Here is a 24,746-nt window from a genome sequence, read left to right on the forward strand (position 1 = left end):
TTTTGCGGTCCACTTGGTTCGCTAAGCGACGTCGCCAAGTTCCAGTTGCTTTTCGTAGCGACGCATCAGTTGCGCACGTAAAGCGGATAACTCTTCCGCTTCTAGCTCTGGGTCTTCGTCGACCATTTCTTGAGCCAAGATGCGCGCCGCTTTTAGCAAGTCGATGTCTTCGACCACATCGGCGATCATCATCGCAGGCATCCCGCTCTGTTTGTTGCTGAAAACTTCACCGGGCCCACGCATTTTAAAATCGGCTTCGGCCAACTCGAAGCCATCGTTTGTCGATTCGAAAACCTGCAGGCGTTCGTACTCTTCGGGTGATTGTTCGCCATCTGTAAATACACATACATGCCCGGTATGGTTTCCACGCGAGACCCGCCCACGCAATTGGTGAAGCTGCGCCAGTCCGAATCGCTCTGCGCCCATGATGGTCATCACGGTCGCGTTGGGAACGTCGATGCCGACTTCGATTACGGTGGTGGTCACAAGCACGTCAATCTCGCCTTCAGCGAATTGCTGCATGATGGCTTGCTTGTCGTCAGCTGATAGACGCCCGTGCAACAAGCCCACGGAAAAATCACTGAACTGACTGGTCCGAAGCTCCTGGTAGATCGATTCGACTGACGAAACATCCTCGCCTCGGCTGTCGTCATTGTCATTGGAGGCTTCGCTTCCCGCGCTGACTCGGGGCGCGACGACGAACGCTTGCCGACCTTCGTTTAGCTGCGTTCGTACGAAATCCCACCATCGCTTTCGCCATTGATCACGACCCAAATACGTCTTCACAGCGCCACGCCCCGGAGGTTTCTCGGTGATCGTGGTTAGATCTGTATCGCCAAAGATCGTCATTGCTACCGAACGTGGGATGGGCGTCGCACTCATGACTAAGTAGTGCGGATCAATGCCACCGCCACGCAGTCTGACTCGCTGTCCGACGCCAAATTTGTGCTGTTCGTCAATCACGCAGAGGCCAAGGCTTTTGAATTCCAGCCCGTGTAGCAGTGCCTGGGTTCCGACAAGCAGGTCGATTTCCCCCGAAGCGGTTTCGGCAAGGACCCGTCGCTTGTCGGCAGCTGGCAAACTGCCACAGAGAAGTCCAACGCGAACACGACTTGATTGCAGAATCCTATTGAGCGTTTCGTAATGTTGGCGGGCAAGCACTTCCGTCGGCGCCATCAAGACGGCTTGGTTGCCGTGGCCGACGGCGAGCATCATCGCGTAGATCGCCACGATTGTCTTACCGCTTCCGACGTCACCTTGCAGCAAACGATTCATCGGAAACTGACGCGACATATCGATAGCGATCTGTTTGATCGCCGCGACCTGATCGCCGGTCAATTCGAACGGAAAGCGGTTTGTGATGCGCGCGTCAAGCAATGCGTCTGCGGGCATCGCGGAGGATCGCAGATCGGTCGTTAATCGCCGCCGACGAATCGCCATCGCCAGTTGCATGACAAGTAGCTCTTGGAAGGCAAGCCGACTTCGAGCCGCCTTCAGGTGATCCTGATCGGGTGGCCAATGGATGTGTTGAACCGCAGTTTCGATCGATGGCAATGGTTCACGAAGATTGACGCCTTGTTCCCGCAGCAGCTCAGTCGCTCGATCACGCAAGCTGACCGGCATCACTTCAGTCAGTTGCGGTGCGAGCTGTTCAACGACGCTTTGGACGATTCGCCGCATTTCGTTCTGTTTGATTCCTTCGGTCAGTGGATAGATCGGAAGAATCTTTGGTGATTGGATTTGGTCGTCTTCATCCAGGTAGGTGACTTTGGGATGTACAAATTCAAACCGAAGTCCATTCAGTTTGGCTTCACCACTGATCATTACTTGGCGATCGATCGTTAGTTGATCGGCGCGAAATGGCTGGTTGAAAAACAGAATCCGTACCGCACCGGTTTCGTTTTGGACCACAGCACCGAAGACACTTTTGCCAGGACTTCGCGAAACCAGTTCGGCGTCCGTCACGGTACCGACAAGAGAAACCGGTTCGCCTTCGCGAATTCGGTCGATGCGTTCCGGCGGGGCGGGGAATTCGTAGCTTCGTGGAAAACAGAACAGCAGATCACCGGCTGTTTTAAGGCCTATCTTCTGCAAGCGCTGGGCGCGCGAGGGACCGACTCCCTGAAGGAACTGCGCTGCCGTCGATCGCGTCGTTTGTGGAGAAGAGTCTTGCATCGTTCGAGCATGAGTAGGGTCGAACGATCATGAAAGATTTTCTCGCCGCCGTCCAGTGTGCGGGAAAAAACGGCATGACGGACTGGAAAGAAAACCGCTAGACCGGCATTGATTCTCACGTCCCGTGCTGGCCATCGCTTCGGTTTCGAATGCGACTTAGTGGTTTGCTTGGCCTTTGATTGTTCGTTGTGCGACGACCCAGGCTTCGTCCAAATGGGTCTGGTAGTCGCTCGGGGAAAGAAGAGCTTCTGGTGGTGAATCTGGTCCAGAATTCTCTGCTTCGATTTCGATCATCCAACCGAGTTCGTACGGTGCCGCGTTAATGATCGCCGGGTCATTGATGACAGCATCGTTGATCGAAACGAGACGACCGGCAATCGGCGAATAAAGATCGCTCTCTGCTTTTTTGCTTTCGATCGCCCCGATCATTTGCCGCTGCTTCACTGGGGAATCAGGCGTGACTTCCCAGTCTAAAAAGTAAACGTCTTGCAGCAAACGCACGGCATACGCCGACAATCCAAAACGCCAGACGGCACCTTCGCGATGCTTCGCCCACATGTGATTCTTGGCGTATTGCCGATCGAGCGGAAACGTGGCTTCGAATTCCCCCATCGCAAAGGAGAAGGATTCGGGGCTACGTGTATCGGACATTCTGGTGTTCTGGTTCAAAGAAGGAAGGCAGCATGGCATCGACACGCAAAATTCCGTAGCGAGTCAACTCGATGCGTTCGTCGTTGATGGTAGCCCAGCCTTCTTGGACATACTTGTCCCATTCAGCTTTCCACTGAGCAACGATATCGACGCCGAACTTTTCTTGGAAGTATGACCGATCCAAGTAACCCTTTTTGAGCAGCAAAATCATCGAACGAATCAACCGTTGGTGTTCGGTCGGTACAAAGCCACGGCCAAGCGGCATTTGACCGGATTCGATCGTGCTAAGGTATTGCTCCAGTTCGGCAAGGTTTTGGTAGTGGACGCCGCTTGCGTGACCGAAGCTGGCGATCCCGGTCGCAAGAAGGTCCGCACCGTGCCAAAGATTGTCACGGTACGAAAAGTTCACTTTGCTAGGGTCTTTAACAACAGTGTAGGCACTGCTAACGCTGTATCCGGCATCCAGGAATTCGTTGAAGGCGTAATCGACCCACGCGCGTTTGGTGGCCCAATCGGCAACGGGGCTTTCACTGTCCTTGGTCAGCATGTCTTTGCTGTAGACCGTATTGAAGGGCAGTTCCATCTGGTAGATCGTGACGCTCTCGGGTGACATCTCGATCGCTTGGCGGATGTTGTCTTTCCAGTTGTCCCAGGTCTCGCCCACCATTCCCGCGATCAGGTCAATGTTAACGTTGGGAAACTCGGCTTCGGCAATCCATTCCCAAGCACGGAATACCTGTTTGGACAGGTGTGCACGGCCATTGTCTTCGAGGACTTTATCAGAAAAGTTTTCGACACCGAGGCTCAGTCGCGTGACGCCCATGACTTCACGCAATGTTTTGACCTTTGTTTCACTCAGCGTCCCTGGCTCGCATTCGAAGGTAACTTCTTCGGCGCCGTCCCAGGTAATGTGTTCATGAAGCCGATCGGCGAGCTTTGTCAATTGTTTGGGCGAAAGGAAGCTCGGCGTGCCGCCACCGAAGTAGACAAACCGAAATGGACGGTCACCCATGATCTCACATTGACTGACCATGGAGATCTCGTTGCATAACGCATCGACATATCGCTGAACTTCAGGAGCCGTTACGTCCGTAAAGACCTTGAAGTAACAGAACTTGCAGCGCTTTCGGCAGAACGGAATGTGAAGGTACAGTCCCAGTGGCGTTGATTCTTGCGGCGGGCTGTGAAGAGCATTGCTTACATCATCCAACGAACCCTTTTTCCACTGGCTGTAGGGCGGATAGTTGGAAATGAAGTAGCTACCGACTTCAGTTTTGGAATCACTGGCTGCTGACGACATAAGTCTTTGTGTGGGAGTCGTGAGTATTCGTCTTCACGTCGCAGTTGGGTGCAACGTGGTTTATTGTAGCCACTTGTCATCCTTTGCTGCGATTGCATTTCAAGCAGGCCTACCAAACGGGGGTATGGCAGGGGGCGACGGCGTTGTTTTCACCTATGGTGATTCTGCCTGGTGGGCCTGGATTTTCACCCCAGACGTTCCCGCCGCAGTTTCGTCGGCCAAGAATTCGGAGGCTATTTCGCCCCAGAGATCACGTCTAAAGTTCGCTGGATATCAGCCGGGACCGGAGCTTCGAAGGTCATCCATTCACCGGACTGAGGGTGACGAAGCTTCAACCGACGGGCGTGTAAGGCTTGGCGATCCAGGATGATCGGGCTTTCCTCGCTGGCGCCTTTGCCTTCCAGCCACCCTTGGTCAGCAACGGCGTGTCCGGCGTAAAGCCGATCGCAGAGGATTGGACATCCCAGATGTGAGAGATGAACCCGGATTTGGTGAGTCCGTCCCGTTTTGGGAAAGCATCGCACGATGGTGAATCGCCCAATACGATCTTCGACTTCGAAAAACGTGCTGGCCGGTTTAGAGGTGGGGTGGTTTTCCCGGATCGCCATTTTGTCCCGTTGATACGGGTGACGTCCGATAGGAGCATCGATGACATCGCGGTCTCGATCGATTTTTCCGATCGCGATCGCCAAGTACTCCTTTTCCACTTTCCGGTCGTGCCACTGTTCGGCCAGTGCCATATGAACCGCGTTTGTTTTCGCGACCACAATGACGCCGCTGGTGTCACGATCCAATCGGTGCACGATTCCGGGGCGTGTTGGACCGCCGACATCCGACAACGATTGGAAACGATAAGCCAGAGCGCTTGTTAGGGTGCCCTTCCAGTTCCCTCTCGCCGGGTGGACGACCATGCCCGGTGGCTTGTTCACAACTACGAAGCCATCGTCTTCGTAGATCAAATCAAGCGGAATGTTTTCTGGGACAACCTCGTCAGAAAACTCCTCGGGCAGCTGGAAGCGGATCTTTTGACCGACACGTATTCGAAAACTCGGTCGGATGATCTTGCCGTCGACTTCGGCTTGATCGTTCTGAACCGCTTGCCGGATTTGGCTGCGGCTATATCCGTCACAGGCAGCCGTTAAAAAAAGATCGATTCGCTGTCCGGCGGCCGATTCCGGGACGCTAAATTCTCGGACGATTGGTGGATCGTCGACAACGGCGTCGTCGGAATCTTCGGGCGGCTTCGCGTCGCTATTGTCCATCGGTCGAAATTACGGTGTGTTCAGCCGACGTGCGGAAGCGACTTGAAAAAAAATCGTAGTTGAAGAAAGCCTTTGACAGCTCGATTGGCTTTACCCAAGCCTACTCTTGCGTTTCCGAAGCAGGCTTGTCTGCTTCAGTGCTTTCTTCGTTGGTTTCGGGCTCGTCGGTCGACGTTTCCTGTGCAGGTTCCTCGGTCATGACTTCTTCGGTCGCAGGCACTTCGGCAGCGCTCGTTTCGGTACCGTCTTCGACCGTCGTATCCTCGGGCAGTTCAATGCCGCCGGTCATTTCCTTGTCCGAGGCTTCGCCTCGCAGCGAGTCAAACCTGCTATCAAGATCACTATCCAGGTCCAAGTTAGGCAATTCCAAATCTGGAAGGTCTGGAAGCGTTGACGCACCCGGCAACTCTGGTGGAAGCGATGGATCCGCCGGAGCGAAGTTCTGCTCGTTGAACCAAGTCAGGAACTGAGTTGCGTTGGAGCTCTTCAAATTCTCGATGCGTTTTTCAGCAGCCTCGACCATGTTTTCAGATTCTTTAGCAGCGATGCATGCTTCGTAAGCTTTGATCGCATCATCGGTTTCACCAAGCGATTCGTGAGCAATCGCCAGGCCATAGTTTGCTCGCGAAATAAGAATCGAATCGCTTGACGAGACGCGTGCGTTGATGAATTCATCCTTCGCCTGCGTCAGCAACGTTTCTGCTTCGGCGCGGTCCTGATACAACGCACTGATACCGTTGGCCAAGTTCTGGTTGGCTTGAAACAATTCTGACCAAGCCGCCGCGGTGGTGTCCGGATACTGCGAAGCGACTTCTGCGTTGTTCATCAACAACTGGAACGTCGCGTCGCTACGCGTGGCGGTTTGGGTGCTGCTGTAAAAGCCGTATCCCAGCATCCCAACGACGACTGCGATAACGCCAACGACGATCAACTTCGAAAACGGCTCGACTTTCTTGTAGAAGCTAGTCAGCTGGTCGGCGACGATGTTATTTTCCAGCTCTTCCTGGCGGGTGTTCATAAATCTTTCGTGCGTGTTTGGCTGCAGTTTTTGCGCGTTTGGTCAAACCGAGAAGTATACGGACGGTAAATTTGAATCGTCAATAGAACTCAAATCACGGATATTCATCCAGAATCGCCCCTCTGAGGTGCTGATCCTGCCGCTTTGGGCAAACAGGGTAAGTTCACTGGTGAACGCAATAGCTGGGCATTATCGTTGATTACCGTCCCGAGACGGGAAATCGGGGGCCAGATTGTCAAATGGGTTTCCGTTTGGTCCTGATAGACGCATGACGTAGCGTGCTTGAAGCGGGGCGGCCGAGGCCGCTCTTGTTAGGAAGTTTGTGTCGTCTGCGACGGTCTGTTCTGGCATCGGCAGACGAAACAAATGCGTTTGCTGCACAAAACGGGCGTGTACAAGACCGTCCAGTGCGGTAGCATTTGCCTCTCTAGGTGGGGTTGGCTGCGGTGCGGACGTTTCCTGGGACCTGGGCGGAATGTTGGTCAGCGATTGAAAGCTTCGAAATGAATTCGACGCGGCAGTAACACAACATGGCGTATCACTCGTGGCGGTAGGTTTGTGAATCGAGATGACATTTTCTGCGGATAATCAAGCCACCGAAAATGACGTCCACGAGGGAGATCTGGATCGCCTTCGCGAACTCCAATTGGAATTGGAACAGACACGAAGTGAAGCTGCTGCTGCGAGACTTGACGCTCGAGCTGCACTATTGGAGCTGCGGATCGAGCGATTAGAACGGCAGATTGTCCAGACGCGTAGCATCGTGGAATCGCGAATCACGGACGCCAATTCCAATCTTCATGCGCCGGCTGTTGGTCCTGAACATGCTTCACGGGCATGTGACGGTGACGATCAGGCCAACCCTGATGAAACAGCCCTGGAAAATTCTTCCAGTGGGCAATTGCAGACGAATCTGAACACTTCTGGGTCCGCAGTGCCACTTCCTGGTCTGCCGCGAATGCGTGGGATCCGATCCGCAGCAGTTTTCATTCGTCAATCGGACGAAGACGTTCGATCCGATCAACATCGCCAAAGCAGCGAAGGTGATGTAACCGAGCAGGCATCTCTGGAAAATGAGTCCGCCGATGAAGCTTTGGCAGCTTCGTCGCTGGAACCTTCAAATCAACCAGCGGTGGGATCTTTCGGTCATTGGGATGATGTCGCCAAGGCCGTCTCGGCTCGCCAAGCGAGCGACCTTGTTGGCGGCCATGCAAGTGAAAGTGATGTTGATGGCTTTGTGAAGCGTTCCAAGTCAAAACGACGTAAAGAAAAGCAACGCTCTGGCGCTCGTGAATCCTCACCGACCGATCCGCAGCGCACGCACACGGATAACTCTTCAGCCGGTACGGCGAGGCCGAAGAAAAACAGCGCGGGCAGAATCGCCGAAGAAACGTTTTCGTTCTTGGACGTCGTGGTTGGCCAGCAGACAGTGCATCCGCCGATCATGTCCGTCTCGATAGCGGATCGTGAGAACGTGCTGGAACCTTCAGAAGCTGAACTTCGTGAACGACGTCGACGAAAGGGACGTGCGTGGTTTGTCAGTTTTGTTGTTCACGTATTAATAATTCTCGGCCTCGGGATCATCACGTTTTCGACTGCCAGACCGAGAGATCAAGAAGCTATCAGTTGTTCGTTTGCCTCCAACGAAGTTGTCGAAATCGAATCAATCAATCTTGAGTCACAAGAAATTGAAACGACTGAGGCGGAACCGCAGCCCAGCGAAGTCGAAACCGAAATTTCAGAAGTCGGCGAGTTTCAAGCAAGTGAACTCGTTGCCGATATCGAGCCCTCGGTTTCGGATTTCGCGCCCGTGATTTCCGAGTCTGTCGCGGCTTCAGCGATGGCGATGTCAATGAGTTCTGATTCCAAAGAGAAGATGCAATTCTGCGGTATCGAAGGTGGAGGCAATCACTTCGTCTACCTTTTGGATAGCAGTAAAAGCATGGGCGATGCGTTTACTGAAGCCCGTGAAGAGCTACTGCAATCGATCAACTTGCTGAAGCCAACCCAGCGATTCTATGTCGTTTTCTTTGACGAAGATCCCGAGTTCATGCGACTGGCTGATCCGAACGTTGATGAACCTCGCAGTGTTTACGCGACCGCTGAAAACAAAGCTTTGTTGCGTCAGTGGGCGATGGGAATCGAGATGGATCGTGGGAAAGCACCCTATGACATTATTCCCTTTGCGATCGACATGCGGCCGGATGTCGTGTTCCTATTGTCCGATGGTGAGTTTCCGAAGCGAATCGAGGAGATCTTTCAGGAGACAAACCGGATGGACAACTTATTCGGTGACGATGGGCCGATCAGTATCGTTCACACGATCGGATATCACAGCCGCAGCGGTGAAACCGGGATGAAGCGTATCGCGGTTAACAACGGCGGGCATTACCGCTACGTGCCAAAGAAGTAACGCGACAGCGAAGTAAAGCGACAGCGCGATCCAATGGCCCGCGCCGGTCGCTATGTTTGCGATTCTATTCGCGTGAGATCCAGGGATTTTCCGAGTCGGAGATTTTGACCTGCTCGGTGATGAACTTCACGATCGAAGGAATGACGGTTGATTGCCCACTGACAAGTGAAGGACCGCCGAGCGGTTCATTGATCTCGATGACTTCAAGGCCTTCTGGATCACGGCCGCTGCTGAGACGTCGTTTGTTGACCTCAAGCAGCTTTTGAATTCGTTGCGAATCGGATTCCTCTTCAGAACCTTTGCCGTAGATAATCAAAGTCGGCAGACGCCCAATGTTGGGATCGTTCAGTGCGGCATCGATCGGAACACCTTGAACTTGACGTTCTGGTGAGATCATCACCAGTGCTTTGACGTCCTGGCCTTGTTTTCGGCTTCCGACGCTGGGGTATCGCCAGTCGACCATCGCCCAGTTGGTTCCGATGACGCAGCCTTCGCGGATACCGATGACGACCAGCGCGTTCATGTTCAGCTTCTCGGCATCGTTTTCGTCCTTGAAAAACTTCTTTGCCGTTTCCAAATCGAAGCGTGCGATATCACCGACCGACTTTCGCCGCATCGTTTCGATCTTGAATTCCTTTTTCTCGCCAGTCCGGGTCGTGTATTCGCGAGATCCGCCGTGACCACGGTAATCAAAGGCCAGCACTGCGCAGCCGGCTCGCTGCAACATCATGCATAGCGATCCGTAGGGAGCCTTTTGCCCTTTCCATTCGTGGATGATGATCACCGGAATGGCTTCTTTGCCTTTGTTGGACCCGAAGTAGACACCGCTCAGTTCGACGCCGTCTTTGGTTGGCAAGTCAACTTTGCGAGGTTTCGGTATTGGCTCAGGTTTTTTGTTTTGGGCTTGGACGCTTGCGGTCATCAAGATCCCAAGAGAAAAGCAGACGGTCAGCATCCAGAGTAAGGATCGCTTGTTGACCGTTGGTTGGGTCAAGATTGAAGGCATTCGGACAGCTCCTGAAGATTAGCGGGGAGGGGGGCATGCGTTTCCTTGCACGCCCGGGCGTTCACACCTTCTATTATGCACAAAAACCAAGCCATCTGATAAACAGCTTGTTGAATTGCATCGTTGGAATCAAAGGATATCCAGAAACGCGCGCATCCAAGCAGGGTGTGCAGGCCATGCCGGTGCGGTCACGAGGTGCCCGTGTGTGTGGGCCGAGTCCATTGAGGCGGCGGGCTCGATGTATTGTCCTCCACCGGCTGCGACTTCGTATTGGACTGCCGGGTAACAGCTGCACTGTTTTCCTACCAGAACGCCGGCCGCAGCCAGGATTTGCGGACCGTGGCAGATCGCGGCGATCGGCTTTTGTGATGAATCGAATTGCTTGACAATTTCGATCACGCGAGCGTTCAACCGAAGGTATTCTGGAGCGCGACCACCCGGTAGGACCAGGGCGTCATAGTCATCGACATTGACCGCGTCGAAGTCCGTCGAGATCGAAAACCGGTGCCCGGGCTTTTCGCTGTAAGTTTGGTGCCCTTCGAAATCGTGGATTGCCGTGGCGACGAAGTCACCCGCCTTTTTATCCGGACACACCGTGTCGACTTGATGGCCGAGGGTCTGCAGGGTCTGTCGAGGCACCATCGCTTCGTAGTCTTCTACAAAGTCGCCCACGATCATCAGGATCTTTTTTGTCATGACGTGATTCCGTTGGTCTTTCGGTGGATTTGTTTGCGGTGAATTTTAAGGATTAGGTCAGCCTCGACGTTAACGCTGACTTAGAGTGTCGCAGTTGAATGTAGCCACGGAGTTAATGTTGTGCGATACGCGACACTTTTGATCTTATCACTGATTCTGTCCGCATCGTTGTCGGCAAAGTCACCGACGGGATGGAGCGCGGTCGTTCTGCCGGCAGGTGAGTACCGCGACGAAATCAAATCGATGCCAATCGAAACGCGGCCCGGTCGATTGTTGCACGTCTATGGAAACACCGTTCGGTTGCTTCACTATTCTGATGCACCGATGCGTGCACGCCCGATGCGACAGATCTTTCTGGGCACCAATAACTTGTTTGCCGAACTGACACGATAACAAGTCAGTTAGCACCTTTGTGCAACGATGCTTTGGAGTACGTGCCGAGTTGCACGCAGTTCCCCATCGCTTCATTCTGAATTTGAGACGCGGCGACTCGCTTGTTTCGGGGCATCGAAGCCCTGCGGATAACCAATGCGAGTACGTCTTTTAAGGAAGCTCTTCGCGTACGTCCCGCGAGAATGATCTCCGAGTGCCGATTCAGGCTGAGTCGGTTGGTTACAGTTTCCGAGCTTTTGCGCGACTGGCTTCGCGGTATCGTCCGGGCGTCTGCTTGACTTCGCGTTTGAAGACGACGCTGAAATACTCGGCGTGTTTGAATCCAGTCAGTCGCGAGATCTTGACGAGGCTTAGCTCGGTATCGCGTAACAGTTGGCACGCCCGCTTGATTTGCACCCTGCGAATTTCGGCTTGGGGCGAACGCCCAAGGTATTGGCGAAAGCGTCGTTCTAGGCTGCTTCGCGCGATCGGGACTTCTTTCAGGATGTCCGAAACCGTCAGACCTTCGCAAGCACGGAAGCGAATCATTTGGATTGCCGCGGCGACGTCTTCGTCATCGATCGCCAGTACATCTGTCGAGAGTCGCTCGGCAATTCCCAATGGCGGAATGCGAAGATGTAGCTCCGACGGCTGTTCACCACGCATCAACTGGTCGAGCATCAATGCGGCTTGATAGCCGATACGCTCAGCCGCCGGAATAATGCTCGAAAGCGGCGGATCGCAGAAGTCGCAGAGGACGTGGTCGTTGTCGACACCTAGAACGGCGATTTCGTCTGGAACGGAGACCTTGGCCGTTTGGCAGGCTTCGAGGATGTGCTGTCCGCGAAAGTCATTGCAGGCGAAGATACCGATCGGGCGCGGCAGCTTGCGAACCCATTCGACGATCTGTTCCTGCTGATCTTGCCAACCGTGCTTGCTGGCGTTTGCCCATTCGGACATGTGCAGATGAATGCTGTCTGATGAGGCAACCTTGCGTTCGGTCAGGCAGGCACGGAAGCCATCGAGTCGAAGCTGCGACCAGAGGTGGTCATCGAAGCCGGCGAACGCAAAGTGTTCCAAGCCTTTGTCGGCTAAGTGGGTCGCTGCCAATCGGCCGATCGCGTCGTGGTCGTTCATGACCGAAGGCAACGAAGTTTCGTTTTGAATGTCCCCGAGGTTGATCGTGGGGACTCCGGTATCCTGGATGAATTCCAGCATCGCCGGCGAAAGCTCGCGGGTGATAATCCCGTCGCCATCCCAGGAATTCAGCCATGCTGGGGGACCCGCCATCAATTCACGCAGGTCGAGCTGTACCGACCATGGCTGTTTTTCGATGCGATAGCGACTGATCCCTTCCAGCACACCCCGCCCGTAGGCCATGGTGGTTTCGACAAGCAGCAAAACTTTCGGGCGCGACGAGCTGGTTGTGGTCGTGGCTGCCGGGGTCGGAATTTGCTGCGTTTCGGTCATATTTGGCGGGGAAGCGTCGAGAAACGCATCCTGTTTGCGAGGGCCGCGGACAGTGAAGCGGCAGAATATATCTCAGTGAAGATCCTTATTCAACAACGCCCGCCGCCAGGTGGTTCCGGACTTTACCCGAAATTCGGCGGCCAGTGCGCTGGAAATATATCTTAGTGTGCAATTTATTGCCGTAGCCGTTATGCCACGGGAATCTAACCAAATTGCGAAAATGTTTTGTCAAATGTGCATGTCGGCGTGGCTGCGTCTGCCACGCAGTGGACCGTTAAGGTCGAACGGCTGCTTCGGTTTTGAGGTCCGCTTCTGGCAGCTGGTTTATGAAAGTGACTTTCTGTGTGTCACACGAAGGGGGCGATTTCGCTTGCTGTTGTGGATGGGCAACGCGACGTTGACTATTGCAGCGGCTGATGTTTCCACATCACGTAGCCCTCGAAGGTCAACCCGATACGGAGGCTGGGGGGATGCGTCAGAAGCCAACGCGGAAAAGCTTACGCGACCCGAGTTTGCGGCGATCGCGTTTTTCTGACCGGAAAACCTCTGGCGCTTTGAAGTAGACCTCCGCAGTCTTGGTCTGTATTTTGCGATCAAATGGCGAGAGTGTTTCTGTCGCGGTCGCAATCCCTGACCGGGCGGAGGCGTCGATTCGCTGGTCCACACAGTGTCATTATCCAGGCAACTCGCCTTTTCATTCGCACCTAGATACATCGCGTCAAAACAGTATGCAAAGCAACCAGCGTAAGAGCGGCCAGGCGGAACCGCCGTTGCTGGAACGCCGAACATTCTTCGGCCTTTCATGGTCGTTGGTGATTCTATTCCTGTTCTTTTTCACAATGCCGTTCGCTTTCCGATCGGCACGGCTGAGCCTGAAGTCCAAAGAGAACGACGTCAAAGACTGGTTGCCGTCTGACTTTGTCGAGACATCGGAACTTGCTTGGTTCGCAAAGCACTTCGTTGGCGAAAGCTTTGTGATCGCAACGTGGCCAGGTTGTACCGAAGACGATCAGCGACTGAAACTTTTGGCGTCAAAGCTACGCCGCGAATGCAGCCAGACCGATCCGGCAGAACACATCGACGATCCTGCATTAGCAGAAGATTACCGTCGTGCGAAAGAATTCGGCGTTCGTCTCGGTTTGTTGCCCGCATCGCGTGAGCTGAATAATTGGGGCGGCAAGAACGAGAAATGGTTGGTCACCTCACATGGCAAGCACTACTACATCACACCCGATGGGCGTTTATTCCGTTGGGACGAAGCGTCCAATGGTCCAGCCGCACTTGGTCGAGAGCTGAAACGAGCTTTTGATAAGTTTGAGCTATCCGGGACATTTGTCGCCGCATTTGGTGGGAAGGCCGATAAAGACCACGCGAATCCTTTTTACAACGACCCGACACTGGTTTGTGCCCCGATGTTTCGATCGGTCGAAACCGGTGTGTCATTGGTCAGTGAGCTGTCCAAAGAAGGTGGCCTTCTGTGGCCGGTTGACTTCACGGATCCGTCACGTCGTCCCGTCATTGCAAGACGACGTGCAATGGAACGCTTGACCGGTTCGCTGTTTGCTCCTGCTGTGCCTGAAGGGTTCACTTGGACGGCGGAAGAGTTCCGTGAAGTCGTTCCGGAAGACAGCAAGTCCCGTATCCCGGACAACTTTGACCTTGTCGTCGACAAGGCTTTGCAGGAGTTCGCGGACCTGCATCTTGAAGGTGACTTCGAGAAGATCACTGAAGCGGAAACCAACACTCAGACCGATGCTTGGTATGCCGTATTCGATGCTGCCGAAATCGATCCACCACCTCGGCAGACCTGTTTGCTGATCACGCTGACCGATGCGGCCCAAGACAACTTGGCATATGCGCTTGGTCGCGGAGTGATGGGAGGTCCACGTGGTCGGTTGCTTCAGCTTGCGGAAGATTCCGGCGTCAAAGCGGCTTCGCCACCGTCGGTCGCGCCTCCACCATTTGATCGCAAAGAAGTGGAGTCCGAAGCGGGGCTTCCTCCGCTGCGTTTGGGCGGTCCGCCAGTTGACAACATCGCGATTGATGAAGAAGGGACTATTACCTTGGTTAGGTTGGTTGGATACAGCGTTCTGTTGGGCGTGATCCTTTCCTACCTATGTTTCACCAGTGTCAAAATCACCATGATGGTTTTCGTCGTCGGTGGTTCTGCGGCGATGCTGAGCATGGCGTTCGTCGGCTGGACCGGCGGTCGAGTCGATGCGGTATTGATGAGCATGCCATCGTTGGTTTACGTGCTGGGTCTATCCGGTGCGATTCACGTTGTGAACTATTACCGTGACGAGGTCCGCAGTGGTGGACGCAGTGGGGCTGCTGGGCGGGCTATCAAGCACGCCGCGTTTCCATGTGCACTTGCCGCGTTAACGACAGCGATCGGTCTGGGGTCTCTTTACACCAGTAATCTCGCACCGATTAGTAACTTCGGGTTCTACGCGGCGATTGGTGTGATCGCGACGTTGGCGATCTTGTTTACTTACCTGCCTGCGGCGCTACAGACCTTTGTCACCGAGTCCAAGGCGAAACCTGCGGCCAAGAAAACAGAAAGTGGCGAGTCATGGTTGTCAGACCAGTGGGCAGCAGCGGGCGCATGGATCTGCAAGCGACATTGGTGGGTAACGGCGGCGTGCCTGTTGGTCTTGGTTGGCGCATCGCTGGGGCTTTCGAAGATCAAGACATCGGTGCAACTGCTAAAACTGTTTGACGAAGACGCACGAATCATTCGTGATTACGCTTGGTTGGAAAAGAATTTTGGCAAGTTGGTTCCGATGGAACTGGTGCTGAGGGTGCCACCATCGCATCAAGTCGCAACTGCATCGACAACCGAAGGTAATTCTGAAAGCGATGAAGAGTCGTCATCAGCTTCGGCGATCCCACTAAACATTTTGGAGCGAGTCGAAGCGGTTGCTCGGATCAACTACGTCGTTCATCAAACCTTGGGCGAGCCAGGTTTGGGGGTTGTCGGTTCCGCTACTGCGGTCAACACGTTCTTGAAGCCGCTTCCGGATGTCACCAATGGTTGGAATCCGGTGCGCTCGCAATACGTCAACGAGTTGACAGCGGGTCGAGAAGAGTTGCTTTCCAACGACTATGTTCGGTTGGAGCAGTATGGCCCCATGAAAGACAGTGAGCTGTGGCGAATCAGCTTGCGAGTCAGTGCGTTATCGGACGTCGACTATGGTCAGTTCATCAGCACCTTGCGTACTTCGGTGGAGCCGGTATTGCGAGCGTATGACACTCGCGATGCGATCTTAGCGGAGTTGGAATCGGCTGAACTGAAAGGAAAGAAGAAACCGGTCGTCGTGATGATGGGGGCTTCAAAGCCAAAGCCGCTTCGTGAGACCAAGCTGATCGATAAGCAAAAGATTGACGGTGATTCCGAAGCCAGTCAGATCCTGACTCACGAGATCTATCTTGCGGTGCTTGAAGAGTTGCTTCGTGGCGAGCGAATCCCTGAACCTCGATGGTTAGATCCCAATTCAGCAGAGAAGCCCATCGAAATCGGTGGAGAGCTTTGGAATAAAGTTGTCGGGATTTCTGACGTGATGGTTTGGGTCGGTGATGATCCAGCGCCCGCTGATAGCCTGGCCGAAGCAAAGGCAGTTGTCGATGGCGAGGGGATTTTCACGAAGTCGATCGTGCATAGCTTGGTCGGCGAACGTATTCCTTCGACCGAAGGTGCCGGAGCACTCGAGGTGATTTATACCGGTGTGGTTCCGGTGGTTTACAAGGCACAGCGAACACTGCTAGGTAGCTTGGTCGAATCAATCGCGATGGCATTCGTCTTGATTGCGTTTGTGATGGTCGTCCTGCTTAACCCCGCTAGCACTCCGTTGCGGTTCATCATGCCAGGTAACTTTGTTACCGGAACGATGTCGGGTGTCATTTCGATGATCCCCAATATGTTCCCGGTGCTGTTGATCTTCGGATTGATGGGACACTTCGGGCGTCTGGTTGATATCGGCACCATGATGACCGCTTCGGTCGCGATGGGGGTCGCAGTTGACGACACGATTCACTTTCTAAGTTGGTTCCGTACCTTCTTAGACAAGGGCTACGATCGCTTGAAAGCGGTGGAAATGACGTATCGGCGTGTCGGACCTGCAATGACTCAGACCACAATTGTCGGCGGGTTGGGCTTGTTCGTGTTCGCGCTTTCGACATTCACGCCGACTCAACGATTCGGCACCCTGATGTTAGTCCTGTTGGCAGCAGCGTTGATTGGTGACTTGGTGTTGCTGCCGGCGCTCCTGGCGGGGCCGTTGGGGCGGTTCTTTAAGCCACGCGTTGGAGCCCCGCTGGTCGATGAAGACGAGCATCCGGTCCCTACCAGCGACGATGAACCACCGCGCACCGAGGCGGACGCGATCGACAAAGATTCGTTGCCGCATTTGAAGATCCACTCGCCCTCCATGCGTGCTGACAAGCCCCATCGAGTCAAAGGGCGATAGGCGTTTAGCTTTGGCAGACGTGCGGTGTCCGCCGGTCTGTTGACACTGTGGATGAAACTGTCTGCTGACTCTGTGTATCAAGCTGGCAGCTTGGCTGTCTCCCCCTGCATCCGGCGGGGGAAGGGCCTCCCGTCCTTCGCATTGCTGTCATCTCGTTCTATAACTTGGACGCAGAAGATTGCCGCAAGCGATCGAATTCGCTCGCATTGCCAGTACGACTACGGGAGATACTGCCGTGAACTTGGTCCATCGAATCGAGCATCCGCTGATTGAGCATCATTTATGCACCATTCGCGACAAGGAGACTCGGCCGAGCGAGTTTCGTGCGGCGATTCAGCGGCTGTCGATGATTCTGGGTGTCTACGCGACGGAAGATCTGGCCACAAAGCCACGACTGATCTCCACCCCGATTTGCGACGCAACTTGCGAAGCGTTGTCGGTTCACGTCGGCATCGTGCCGATCTTACGAGCCGGGTTGGGGATGGTTGACCCGATCCTGGAACTGCTGCCCGAGGCTGCGGTTTGGCATTTGGGGCTTTATCGAAATGAAGAGACAGCTGAGCCGGTCGGTTACTACGACAAGCTTCCGCACGAGAACGCGCCGAATGTGGCATTGGTCGTTGATCCGATGTTGGCGACCGGTGGAAGTATCGATTTGGTCATCCGCCGGCTTCGGCAGTGGGGCGTGAGCGAAATTCGTGTTCTGTCAATCATCGCGTCGCAGCCCGGAATTGACCGTGTTCAAAGAGATTTTCCGGATGTGCGAGTCTATGTGGCGGCGATCGATCCTGAATTAAACGATCAGTCGTACATTGTTCCGGGGCTAGGGGACGCCGGGGATCGAATCTTCGATACACCACAGCACGGATAACCACGATGGAACGATTCATTTGTGTGTTGGGCATCGCGGCCTTTATCGGGCTCGCTTGGTTGGTCAGCAGCGATCGGAAGCGTTTTCCTTTTCGTGTTGTCTTCGGAGGGCTGCTGTTGCAGTTGGCCTTGGCGGTCTTGGTGTTGCGGACCAGGCGCGGGCAAGAATTTTTCACTTGGATTGGCGACGCATTCACGTTGGTGATGGGCAGCGTCAACGCGGGAAGTGGATTTCTGTTTTCATCGCATTTAAGCGAATCGTTCAGCGAATCAATTGTCGCCACGTTCGCGTTCGGTGTGCTTCCCACGGTGATCTTTTTCTCGTCTTTGATGAGCATTCTGTACTACATCGGCGTGATGCAGTGGGTGGTCTACGCGCTCGCTTGGGTGATGCAGTTCACATTGAAAACCAGTGGCCCAGAAACGCTTGCTGCCGCGGCGAACGTTTTTGTTGGACATACCGAGGCGCCTTTGGTTGTGCGGCCGTACCTGGCCAAGATGACTCGCAGCGAGCTGAACGCGATGATGACCGGTGGCTTTGCGACGGTGACCGGGGGGCTGTTGGGGGCGTACGCGGGCATGGGGATTGATGTTGCGCACCTTTTGACCGCGTCGGTCATCAGTGCGCCGGCAGCGCTTCTGATCGCGAAAGTCATGCAGCCCGAAAGCCCCGATGCGGTCGTTTCGACTGAGCTTGCCTTTAAGCCAAAGAAGGAATCGAAGTCTGAATCGAAGGATCCCGCCGAGGCAAAGCAGGAGGACGATTTAGATCAGGGGCCGGTCAATGTCGTCGCTGCTGCAGTGGACGGGGCAAGTGACGGGCTGAAGCTAGCGCTGAATGTCGGCGCGATGCTGATCGCGTTTTTGGCGATCTTGAATCTAGTCGACGTGTTGCTCGGTCAACTGTGTTATCAGTTTGCCTGGTTAAGCGATGGGGGGGGGGCTGTCCTTTCGCTGGGAATCATCTTGGGATATGCGTGTTGGCCGATCGCATGGCTGTTGGGAATTCCAGCGGCAGAATGCATGGAAGCGGGGCGATTGATTGGGCTCAAGACCGTTGCCAACGAGTTTATTGCCTACCAATCGCTCGGGCAGATGATGGAGGCATCGCAACCGGTGATCTCTGAGCGCACTGCAATCATCCTGACATATGCCTTAGCAGGATTCAGCAACTTTGGCGCGATCGGGATTCAAGTGGGGGGCATCGGCGGTCTGGAGCCATCTCGACGGAAAGACCTCGCGCGGCTCGGATTGCGTGCAATGTTTGGCGGGTTATTGGCCTGTTGCATGACTGGCGCGATCGCCGGATTGCTGCTCTAACGTGGCAAGAATTGAACAATCCGAGTACACTGTAAGCTCGAAAATCTCCGGAAATTCCGGGGTTAGCCTTCGAAACATTGCTTACTGAAAATGGACCCATTCTCATTGGAAAACCACACGGTTTAGGTGAGAATACTCCTGTCAGTATTGAATGCTGATCCCCGCCTTTTGCGCCGCATCGTTTTTCCGGAACATCCAACCTCCAGTGCGGCCACAGCTCGACAAAAATCTACACCGAAATGATTTATCGGTTTATGCCTAAACTATTGGTCATTGTCGCCGCATTGACTGGAACATGTTCCATCTTGCACGCGGCCGAGCCCACCATTGATTTCCAAAAGCAGGTCCAGCCAATCTTGGCCAAGAAATGTTTTTCTTGCCACGGGCCTGATGAAGCTGAAAGCAGTCTGAGTTTCGCAAGTCGTGACGAGGCATTCGCGGAAACTGATTCGGGCGAACACGCGATCGTGCCTGGTGACGTTGAAGCAAGCGTCATGATCGCGCGGATGCGTTCGGAAGACGAATGGGAACGCATGCCTCCTGAAGGCGATCCGGTTAGTGACGAAGACATCGCGTTGCTGGAAACTTGGATCAAAGAAGGTGCGACATGGCAAAAGCACTGGGCGTTCGAGCCCGTCAGTCAGCCTGAGATTCCTGAAGTTGACAATGCGGCTTGGCAAGAAAACCCAATCGACGCATTCATCTACGACTCTGTTGCCGAAGCCGGCCTCAAGCCGAACGGCGCCGCCGAAAAGCAAGAGCTGATCAAGCGTCTCAGTTACGACCTGACTGGCTTGCCTCCATCGAAAGCTCAGGTCGACGCATTCGTTGCTGACCAATCGCCAGACGCGTTCAAGAACTTGACCGAGCAGCTTCTTGCCTCACCTCACTACGGTGAACGCTGGGGACGTCACTGGTTGGACTTGGTCCGTTTTGCCGAAACAAACTCGTTCGAACGAGATGGTCCCAAGGCAAACGCTTGGAAGTATCGTGACTACGTGATTCGCTCTTTCAACGAAGACAAGCCTTACGACCAGTTCATCCGCGAGCAACTCGCTGGTGATGAACTGGACAAGGTGACGCCGGAAACGATGACCGCGACCGGTTACTATCGACTGGGCATCTATGACGATGAGCCGGCTGATCCGTTGCAGGCTCGCTTCGATGCATTGGACGACATCATCCTGACAACCGGGCAGGTCTTCCTAGGATTGACCATGAACTGTGCCCGTTGCCACGATCACAAAATCGATCCGATTCCGCAGACCGATTACTACGGGATGCTCTCGTTCTTCGAAGACCTCACGCCATACGCCGAGCGTGGCGACTTGTCGATTTACAGTCAGGTCGATGTCAGCTCGCAAGAACTGAAAGATCAGTACGCGGCTAACGACAAAACACGTCGTGAGCTGGAAAAGCAGATTTACGATCTGGAGCAGACTGGAATCGTCAAAATGTCGGCGCCAGATCAGCGTGCGACGGAAGGTTCGCGTCGAGATCGCAATCGCGTCCTTCGTGCCAAACTTCGTCAGCACCTCAGCGATGAAGCCTGGAAACAATACGAAGATTTGAAGCAGCAGCTTCGCAAGAACAACGAAGAGCTAAAAAGCTTGCCCCAACGCGAAACCGTGATGGGTTTGGCGAAGTACCGGAAGGTCGAAGAGCCTACCTTCGTCTTGTTCCGTGGAAACCCACATTCGCCGAGTGATGAAGTCGAGCCGCAATTTCCATCGTTGTTCGAATCCGAATTGCCAACCGTTCCTGAACTGGAACCGAGTACACAACGCTCTGCAGGCCGACGACGTATCCTGGCAGACTGGATCGCTAGCGAAGACAACATGTTGACCGCCCGCGTGATGGTGAACCGAATCTGGCAGTACCACTTCGGTCGGGGAATCGTTCGCAGCACGAATAACTTCGGGCAGTTGGGAACGCCACCGAGTCACCCGAAACTGTTGGACTATCTTGCCAATCGATTTGTCGAAAGCGGCTGGAGCGTCAAAGACATGCACCGTCTGATTTTGTCCAGCAAGGCTTATCAGATGTCGTCTGAAGGCAATAAGGAAGCTCTTGGTATCGATCCCGACAACGAACTGTTCTGGCGATTCGATCCGCGCCGGTTGAGCGCCGAAGAGATTCGTGATTCGATCCTCGCCGCGACCGGCGAATTGAATTTGAAATCATACGGACCGAGTATCTATCCCGAACTTTCGCCGGAAGTGATGGCGGGCCAATCAAAGCCTGGTGACGGTTGGGGAAAATCCAGCATCCAGGACCAGAATCGACGAAGCGTTTACATCTACGTCAAGCGATCGCTGCTGACGCCGATGTTGTCGGCCTTCGATTTTCCCGATCCTGACCTTACATGTGAAGCTCGGTTCATGACGCTTCAGCCTGCACAAGCCTTGTCATTGCTAAACGGTGACTTTGCCGGTCAACAGGCTCAAAAACTGGCCGAATCGATTGATGCATCTTCCAAGAGCAAAGCCGATGTGGTCAAAGCCGTCATCCCACGTGTCCTATTGCGTGACGCCAATGAGAAAGACGTTGCCGACGGGGTGAAGCTGATGGAAAGCTTGTCGGACAAGCACGGGTTGAGCGATGACGAAGCAAAACGCTTGTATTGCTTGAGCGTTTTGAACTGGAACGAATTTCTGTTCGTGGACTGAATTAGGAGTAACGACGATGACGAAACGAAACTTTTGCGGTCGCACACGACGGGAATTCCTGTGGCAATCCGGTGCCGGATTTGGCGCTGCCGCTTTGACCTCGATGCTCTCACAGGACGGATTTCTGTCTGCATCTGAAAGCATCAATCCATTGGCTGCCAAACCGCCACACTTCGCGCCGAAAGCGAAGAGCGTGATCTTCTTGTTCATGTACGGTGGGCCAAGCCATATCGATACTTTCGATCACAAGCCGAAGATGAAAGGCATGGACGGCAAGACCGTCGACGTGCAGACCTTCGGACGTGGCGGAAAAAAGAGCGGCGGACGAATTGTCGAGCCACGTTGGGACTTCGCGAAATACGGCGAGTGTGGCAAAGAGGTTAGTACTCTTTTCCCAAACGTGGCTAAGCATGTCGATGACATCGCGTTCTTGCATTCGATGACGGCTGATTCGCCAATCCACGGCTCAGCCATGTTGATGATGAATAGCGGAAAGATCCTTTCCGGCAGTCCTGCCATGGGATCGTGGGTGAATTACGGACTGGGCTCGGTTAATGAAAACTTGCCCGGCTATGTCGTCATGCTCGATCCAAAAGCGGGACCGATCAGCGGTGCGAAAAACTGGAGCAGCGGCTACATGCCTGCGACCTACGCAGGGACAGTGTTCCGCAGCAAGGGCGCACCGATTTTGAACCTCAATCGTCCCGAAGGAATGAGCGAAGCGGTTCAACGTGAGATGATCGATTCGATCCAAGCAGCCAATGAGCGTCATTTGGTTGGCCGTCAAGATAACGACGACTTGGCATCACGGATCAGCAGCTACGAACTCGCCTACAAAATGCAATCGGCTGCTCCCGAAGCAGTCGACCTGTCAGACGAAGACGAACGTACCTTGTCGATGTACGGCGTCGATCGCGAAGAGACCAATGACTTCGGAACACGATGCTTGATCGCACGTCGTCTGGTTGATCGTGGTGTCCGCTTCGTTCAGCTATACAGCGGCGGCGCCCACAATGACGACAACTGGGATGCTCACGGCGACTTGGAACTCAATCACAATCGTCACGCCGGTCGTACTGACCTGCCAATCGCAGGCTTGTTGGCTGACCTGAAACAGCGTGGAATGTTGGACGAAACCTTGGTGATCTGGGGCGGCGAATTCGGCCGGCAACCGACCGCGGAATACGCCGAAGGTTCCGGTCGCGATCACAATTCGTTTGGCTTCACCATGTGGATGGCTGGTGGCGGAATTAAGGGCGGCGTGTCCTATGGAACGACCGACGAACTTGGCGCCGCTGCAGTCGAAAACCCACTCGAGGTCAAAAACCTACACGCGACGACATTACATTTGATGGGGCTCGAGCCCAATCAGCTGTCGTACTTCTACGGCGGATTGGATCAGAAGCTGGTTGGTGTCGAGCATGTTGACCCGATCTACGATATCATCGCGTAGCTGATCGTTAATCTATCGAGCCCAATGAAGATTGGGTTCATCAGGCCCGGTCAGAGTGATCGGGCTTTTTTTATGTCTCTGGGATTCGTTTGCTCCCTCCTCACGATCTCACTTTTCCCCTTACCGGCGACACTATGCGGATTCTCTTTAGCTCGATCGCGACATTGATACTGGCTTTCGTATCGATGCCCGCAGTCCAAGCGGCAAAACCAAACATCTTGATCGTCCTTGCTGACGATTGCACTCACAATGACCTTCCGATGTACGGCGGTGTCAATGCGAAGACACCGAACCTCGATCGATTGGCGAAGGAAAGCCTTGTTTTCGATCAGGCTTACTTAGCCGAAGCGATCTGCCAACCGTGTCGAGCTGAACTGTACTCGGGGCTTTACCCGATGAGCAACGGTTGTGCTTGGAATCACTCCGCCAGCCGTCCTGACATCGAAAGCATGCCTCAATATCTTGGGGCCGAGGGATATCGTGTCGGAATCGCTGGTAAAGTTCACGTGTCACCGCGTCAGTCATTCCCGTTCGAAAACGTCGAGGGATTCGATGACAATTGCGTTCGTGACCCAACCAAACCCCATCAAGTCAAATCCATTCGTGAATTCATGACTCGTGATGGCGGGCCATTCTGTTTGGTCGTCGCTTTGGTTGAGCCACACGTGCCTTGGGTCATGGGAGATGCCAGTGCATATCCGCCGCGATCGATCAAACTTCCACCGAATATCGCCGACACGCCGGAAACAAGGCGCGCTTTCGGTCGTTACCTGGCCGAGGTGACCTACATGGATTCACAAGTTGGCCAGATTTTGGAAACACTGGAAACCAGCGGTCATGCTGAAGACACGTTGGTGCTGTTCTCTTCCGAGCAGGGCTCGCAGTTTCCTGGTAACAAGTGGACGAACTACAACACTGGCGTTCATACCGCATTGGTTGCCCGCATGCCGGGAGTCGTTCCCGAGGGCAAACGCACCGATGCCCTGGTTCAGTACGCGGACGTTTTGCCAACGTTGATGGACATGGCTGGGCTGTCGTACGACGCGGATGCGTTCGACGGACAAAGTTTTGCGTCGGTGCTTCGCGGTGAATCCGACAAGCATCGCGAATTTGTCTACGGGATTCACAACAATGTTCCCGAGGGACCTTCGTATCCGATCCGTTCGATTGGCGATGGAAAGTACCACTACATCCGGAACCTGACCAACGAAAACCTCTACATCGAAAAACACTTGATGGGGGTCAAGGGTGACGGCAAGCTGAACAACATGTACTGGCAGACTTGGGTATTCAATTCGTTTGACAACCCAGAGGCGTACCAACTGATCCAACGCTACATGCGTCGTCCGGCTGAAGAAATGTACGACTTGGAAAGCGACCCATTCGAATTGAACAACTTGGCGGGTAGCCAGAGTGTTGCCGACGCTCAAAAGCGGCTTTCTGGTGAGCTGGACCGTTGGATGAAATCGCAAGGCGACCCGGGGCCTGAACAAGACACCGTGGAATCACTGCGGGCGGCCCGAAAGGGCGAGCATCGGTTCAAGCCAGCAAGCCGCTAGCGAACGGGGTAAAATGGCGGGTGCTTCTTCCCACCTTGCACCTGCC

Annotated in this window: 16 protein-coding genes; 8 read left to right on the top strand and 8 right to left on the bottom strand. The window is 54.2% G+C overall.

The annotated features are described in order from the left end of the window. Positions 1-21: 21 nt before the first annotated feature. The 5 genes from recG to LOC67_RS15545 form a co-directional block, all read right to left on the bottom strand. A complete protein-coding gene (gene recG / locus LOC67_RS15525; protein ID WP_230263526.1) occupies positions 22-2,175 on the bottom strand; it encodes an ATP-dependent DNA helicase RecG in 2,154 nt (717 codons plus the stop codon). Between the two features lie 156 nt (positions 2,176-2,331). Next, positions 2,332-2,826, bottom strand: coding sequence for a glycine cleavage system protein H (locus LOC67_RS15530; RefSeq protein ID WP_230263527.1), 495 nt, complete (start codon positions 2,824-2,826; stop codon positions 2,332-2,334). Next, a complete protein-coding gene (locus LOC67_RS15535; protein WP_230263528.1) occupies positions 2,810-4,126 on the bottom strand; it encodes a coproporphyrinogen-III oxidase family protein in 1,317 nt (438 codons plus the stop codon). Before LOC67_RS15535 ends, LOC67_RS15530 begins: the two co-directional genes overlap by 17 nt. A 233-nt stretch (positions 4,127-4,359) precedes the next feature. Then, positions 4,360-5,325, bottom strand: a complete 966-nt coding sequence (locus tag LOC67_RS15540; RefSeq protein WP_410001149.1) for an RluA family pseudouridine synthase — start codon at positions 5,323-5,325, stop codon at positions 4,360-4,362. A gap of 163 nt (positions 5,326-5,488) precedes the next feature. Next, positions 5,489-6,406, bottom strand: coding sequence for a tetratricopeptide repeat protein (locus tag LOC67_RS15545; RefSeq protein WP_230263530.1), 918 nt, complete (start codon positions 6,404-6,406; stop codon positions 5,489-5,491). A gap of 568 nt (positions 6,407-6,974) precedes the next feature. Between LOC67_RS15545 and LOC67_RS15550 the strand changes: the two genes are divergently transcribed. Then, a complete protein-coding gene (locus tag LOC67_RS15550; RefSeq protein WP_230263531.1) occupies positions 6,975-8,819 on the top strand; it encodes a vWA domain-containing protein in 1,845 nt (614 codons plus the stop codon). Positions 8,820-8,883: 64 nt separating this feature from the next. Here the strand turns inward: LOC67_RS15550 and LOC67_RS15555 are convergent, their stop codons facing one another. Both LOC67_RS15555 and LOC67_RS15560 read right to left on the bottom strand, forming a co-directional pair. Next, complete coding sequence (locus LOC67_RS15555) at positions 8,884-9,825, bottom strand: alpha/beta hydrolase (RefSeq protein ID WP_230263532.1); 942 nt, start codon at positions 9,823-9,825, stop codon at positions 8,884-8,886. 129 nt (positions 9,826-9,954) lie between these two features. Then, the gene (locus LOC67_RS15560; protein WP_230263533.1) at positions 9,955-10,521 is read right to left on the bottom strand and encodes a DJ-1/PfpI family protein; all 567 of its coding nucleotides are present in this window, start codon (positions 10,519-10,521) and stop codon (positions 9,955-9,957) included. 120 nt (positions 10,522-10,641) lie between these two features. Here LOC67_RS15560 and LOC67_RS15565 point away from each other — a divergent pair, with 120 nt between their 5' ends. Next, positions 10,642-10,914: a hypothetical protein gene (locus LOC67_RS15565; RefSeq protein WP_230263534.1), complete on the top strand. Its 273-nt coding sequence runs from the start codon at positions 10,642-10,644 to the stop codon at positions 10,912-10,914. A 219-nt stretch (positions 10,915-11,133) separates the two neighbouring features. Here the strand turns inward: LOC67_RS15565 and LOC67_RS15570 are convergent, their stop codons facing one another. Next, on the bottom strand, positions 11,134-12,273 hold the full coding sequence (locus tag LOC67_RS15570) for a XylR family transcriptional regulator (RefSeq protein WP_230263535.1): 1,140 nt from the start codon (positions 12,271-12,273) through the stop codon (positions 11,134-11,136). Between the two features lie 818 nt (positions 12,274-13,091). Between LOC67_RS15570 and LOC67_RS15575 the strand changes: the two genes are divergently transcribed. The 6 genes from LOC67_RS15575 to LOC67_RS15600 all read left to right on the top strand — a co-directional run bounded on the left by LOC67_RS15575 (position 13,092) and on the right by LOC67_RS15600 (position 24,700). Beyond that, positions 13,092-16,829 carry an efflux RND transporter permease subunit gene (locus LOC67_RS15575; protein WP_230263536.1) on the top strand — a complete coding sequence of 1,246 codons (3,738 nt, stop codon included), beginning with the start codon at positions 13,092-13,094 and terminating at the stop codon, positions 16,827-16,829. A 235-nt stretch (positions 16,830-17,064) separates the two neighbouring features. Beyond that, complete coding sequence (gene upp, locus LOC67_RS15580; RefSeq protein ID WP_230263537.1) at positions 17,065-17,700, top strand: uracil phosphoribosyltransferase; 636 nt, start codon at positions 17,065-17,067, stop codon at positions 17,698-17,700. 5 nt (positions 17,701-17,705) lie between these two features. Continuing rightward, positions 17,706-19,019, top strand: coding sequence for a NupC/NupG family nucleoside CNT transporter (locus tag LOC67_RS15585; protein WP_230263538.1), 1,314 nt, complete (start codon positions 17,706-17,708; stop codon positions 19,017-19,019). A gap of 254 nt (positions 19,020-19,273) precedes the next feature. Next, entirely contained in the window at positions 19,274-21,688 is a 2,415-nt protein-coding gene (locus LOC67_RS15590) for a DUF1553 domain-containing protein (RefSeq protein WP_230263539.1), read from the top strand. 16 nt (positions 21,689-21,704) lie between these two features. Continuing rightward, positions 21,705-23,141 (top strand): DUF1501 domain-containing protein, encoded by a 1,437-nt coding sequence (locus LOC67_RS15595; protein ID WP_230263540.1) that lies wholly within the window; start codon positions 21,705-21,707, stop codon positions 23,139-23,141. A 134-nt stretch (positions 23,142-23,275) separates the two neighbouring features. Next, the gene (locus LOC67_RS15600) at positions 23,276-24,700 is read left to right on the top strand and encodes a sulfatase (RefSeq protein WP_230263541.1); all 1,425 of its coding nucleotides are present in this window, start codon (positions 23,276-23,278) and stop codon (positions 24,698-24,700) included. Positions 24,701-24,746 lie beyond the last annotated feature (46 nt).

The organism is Stieleria sp. JC731 (assembly GCF_020966635.1).
In the GTDB taxonomy this organism is placed as follows: Bacteria; Planctomycetota; Planctomycetia; order Pirellulales; family Pirellulaceae; genus Stieleria.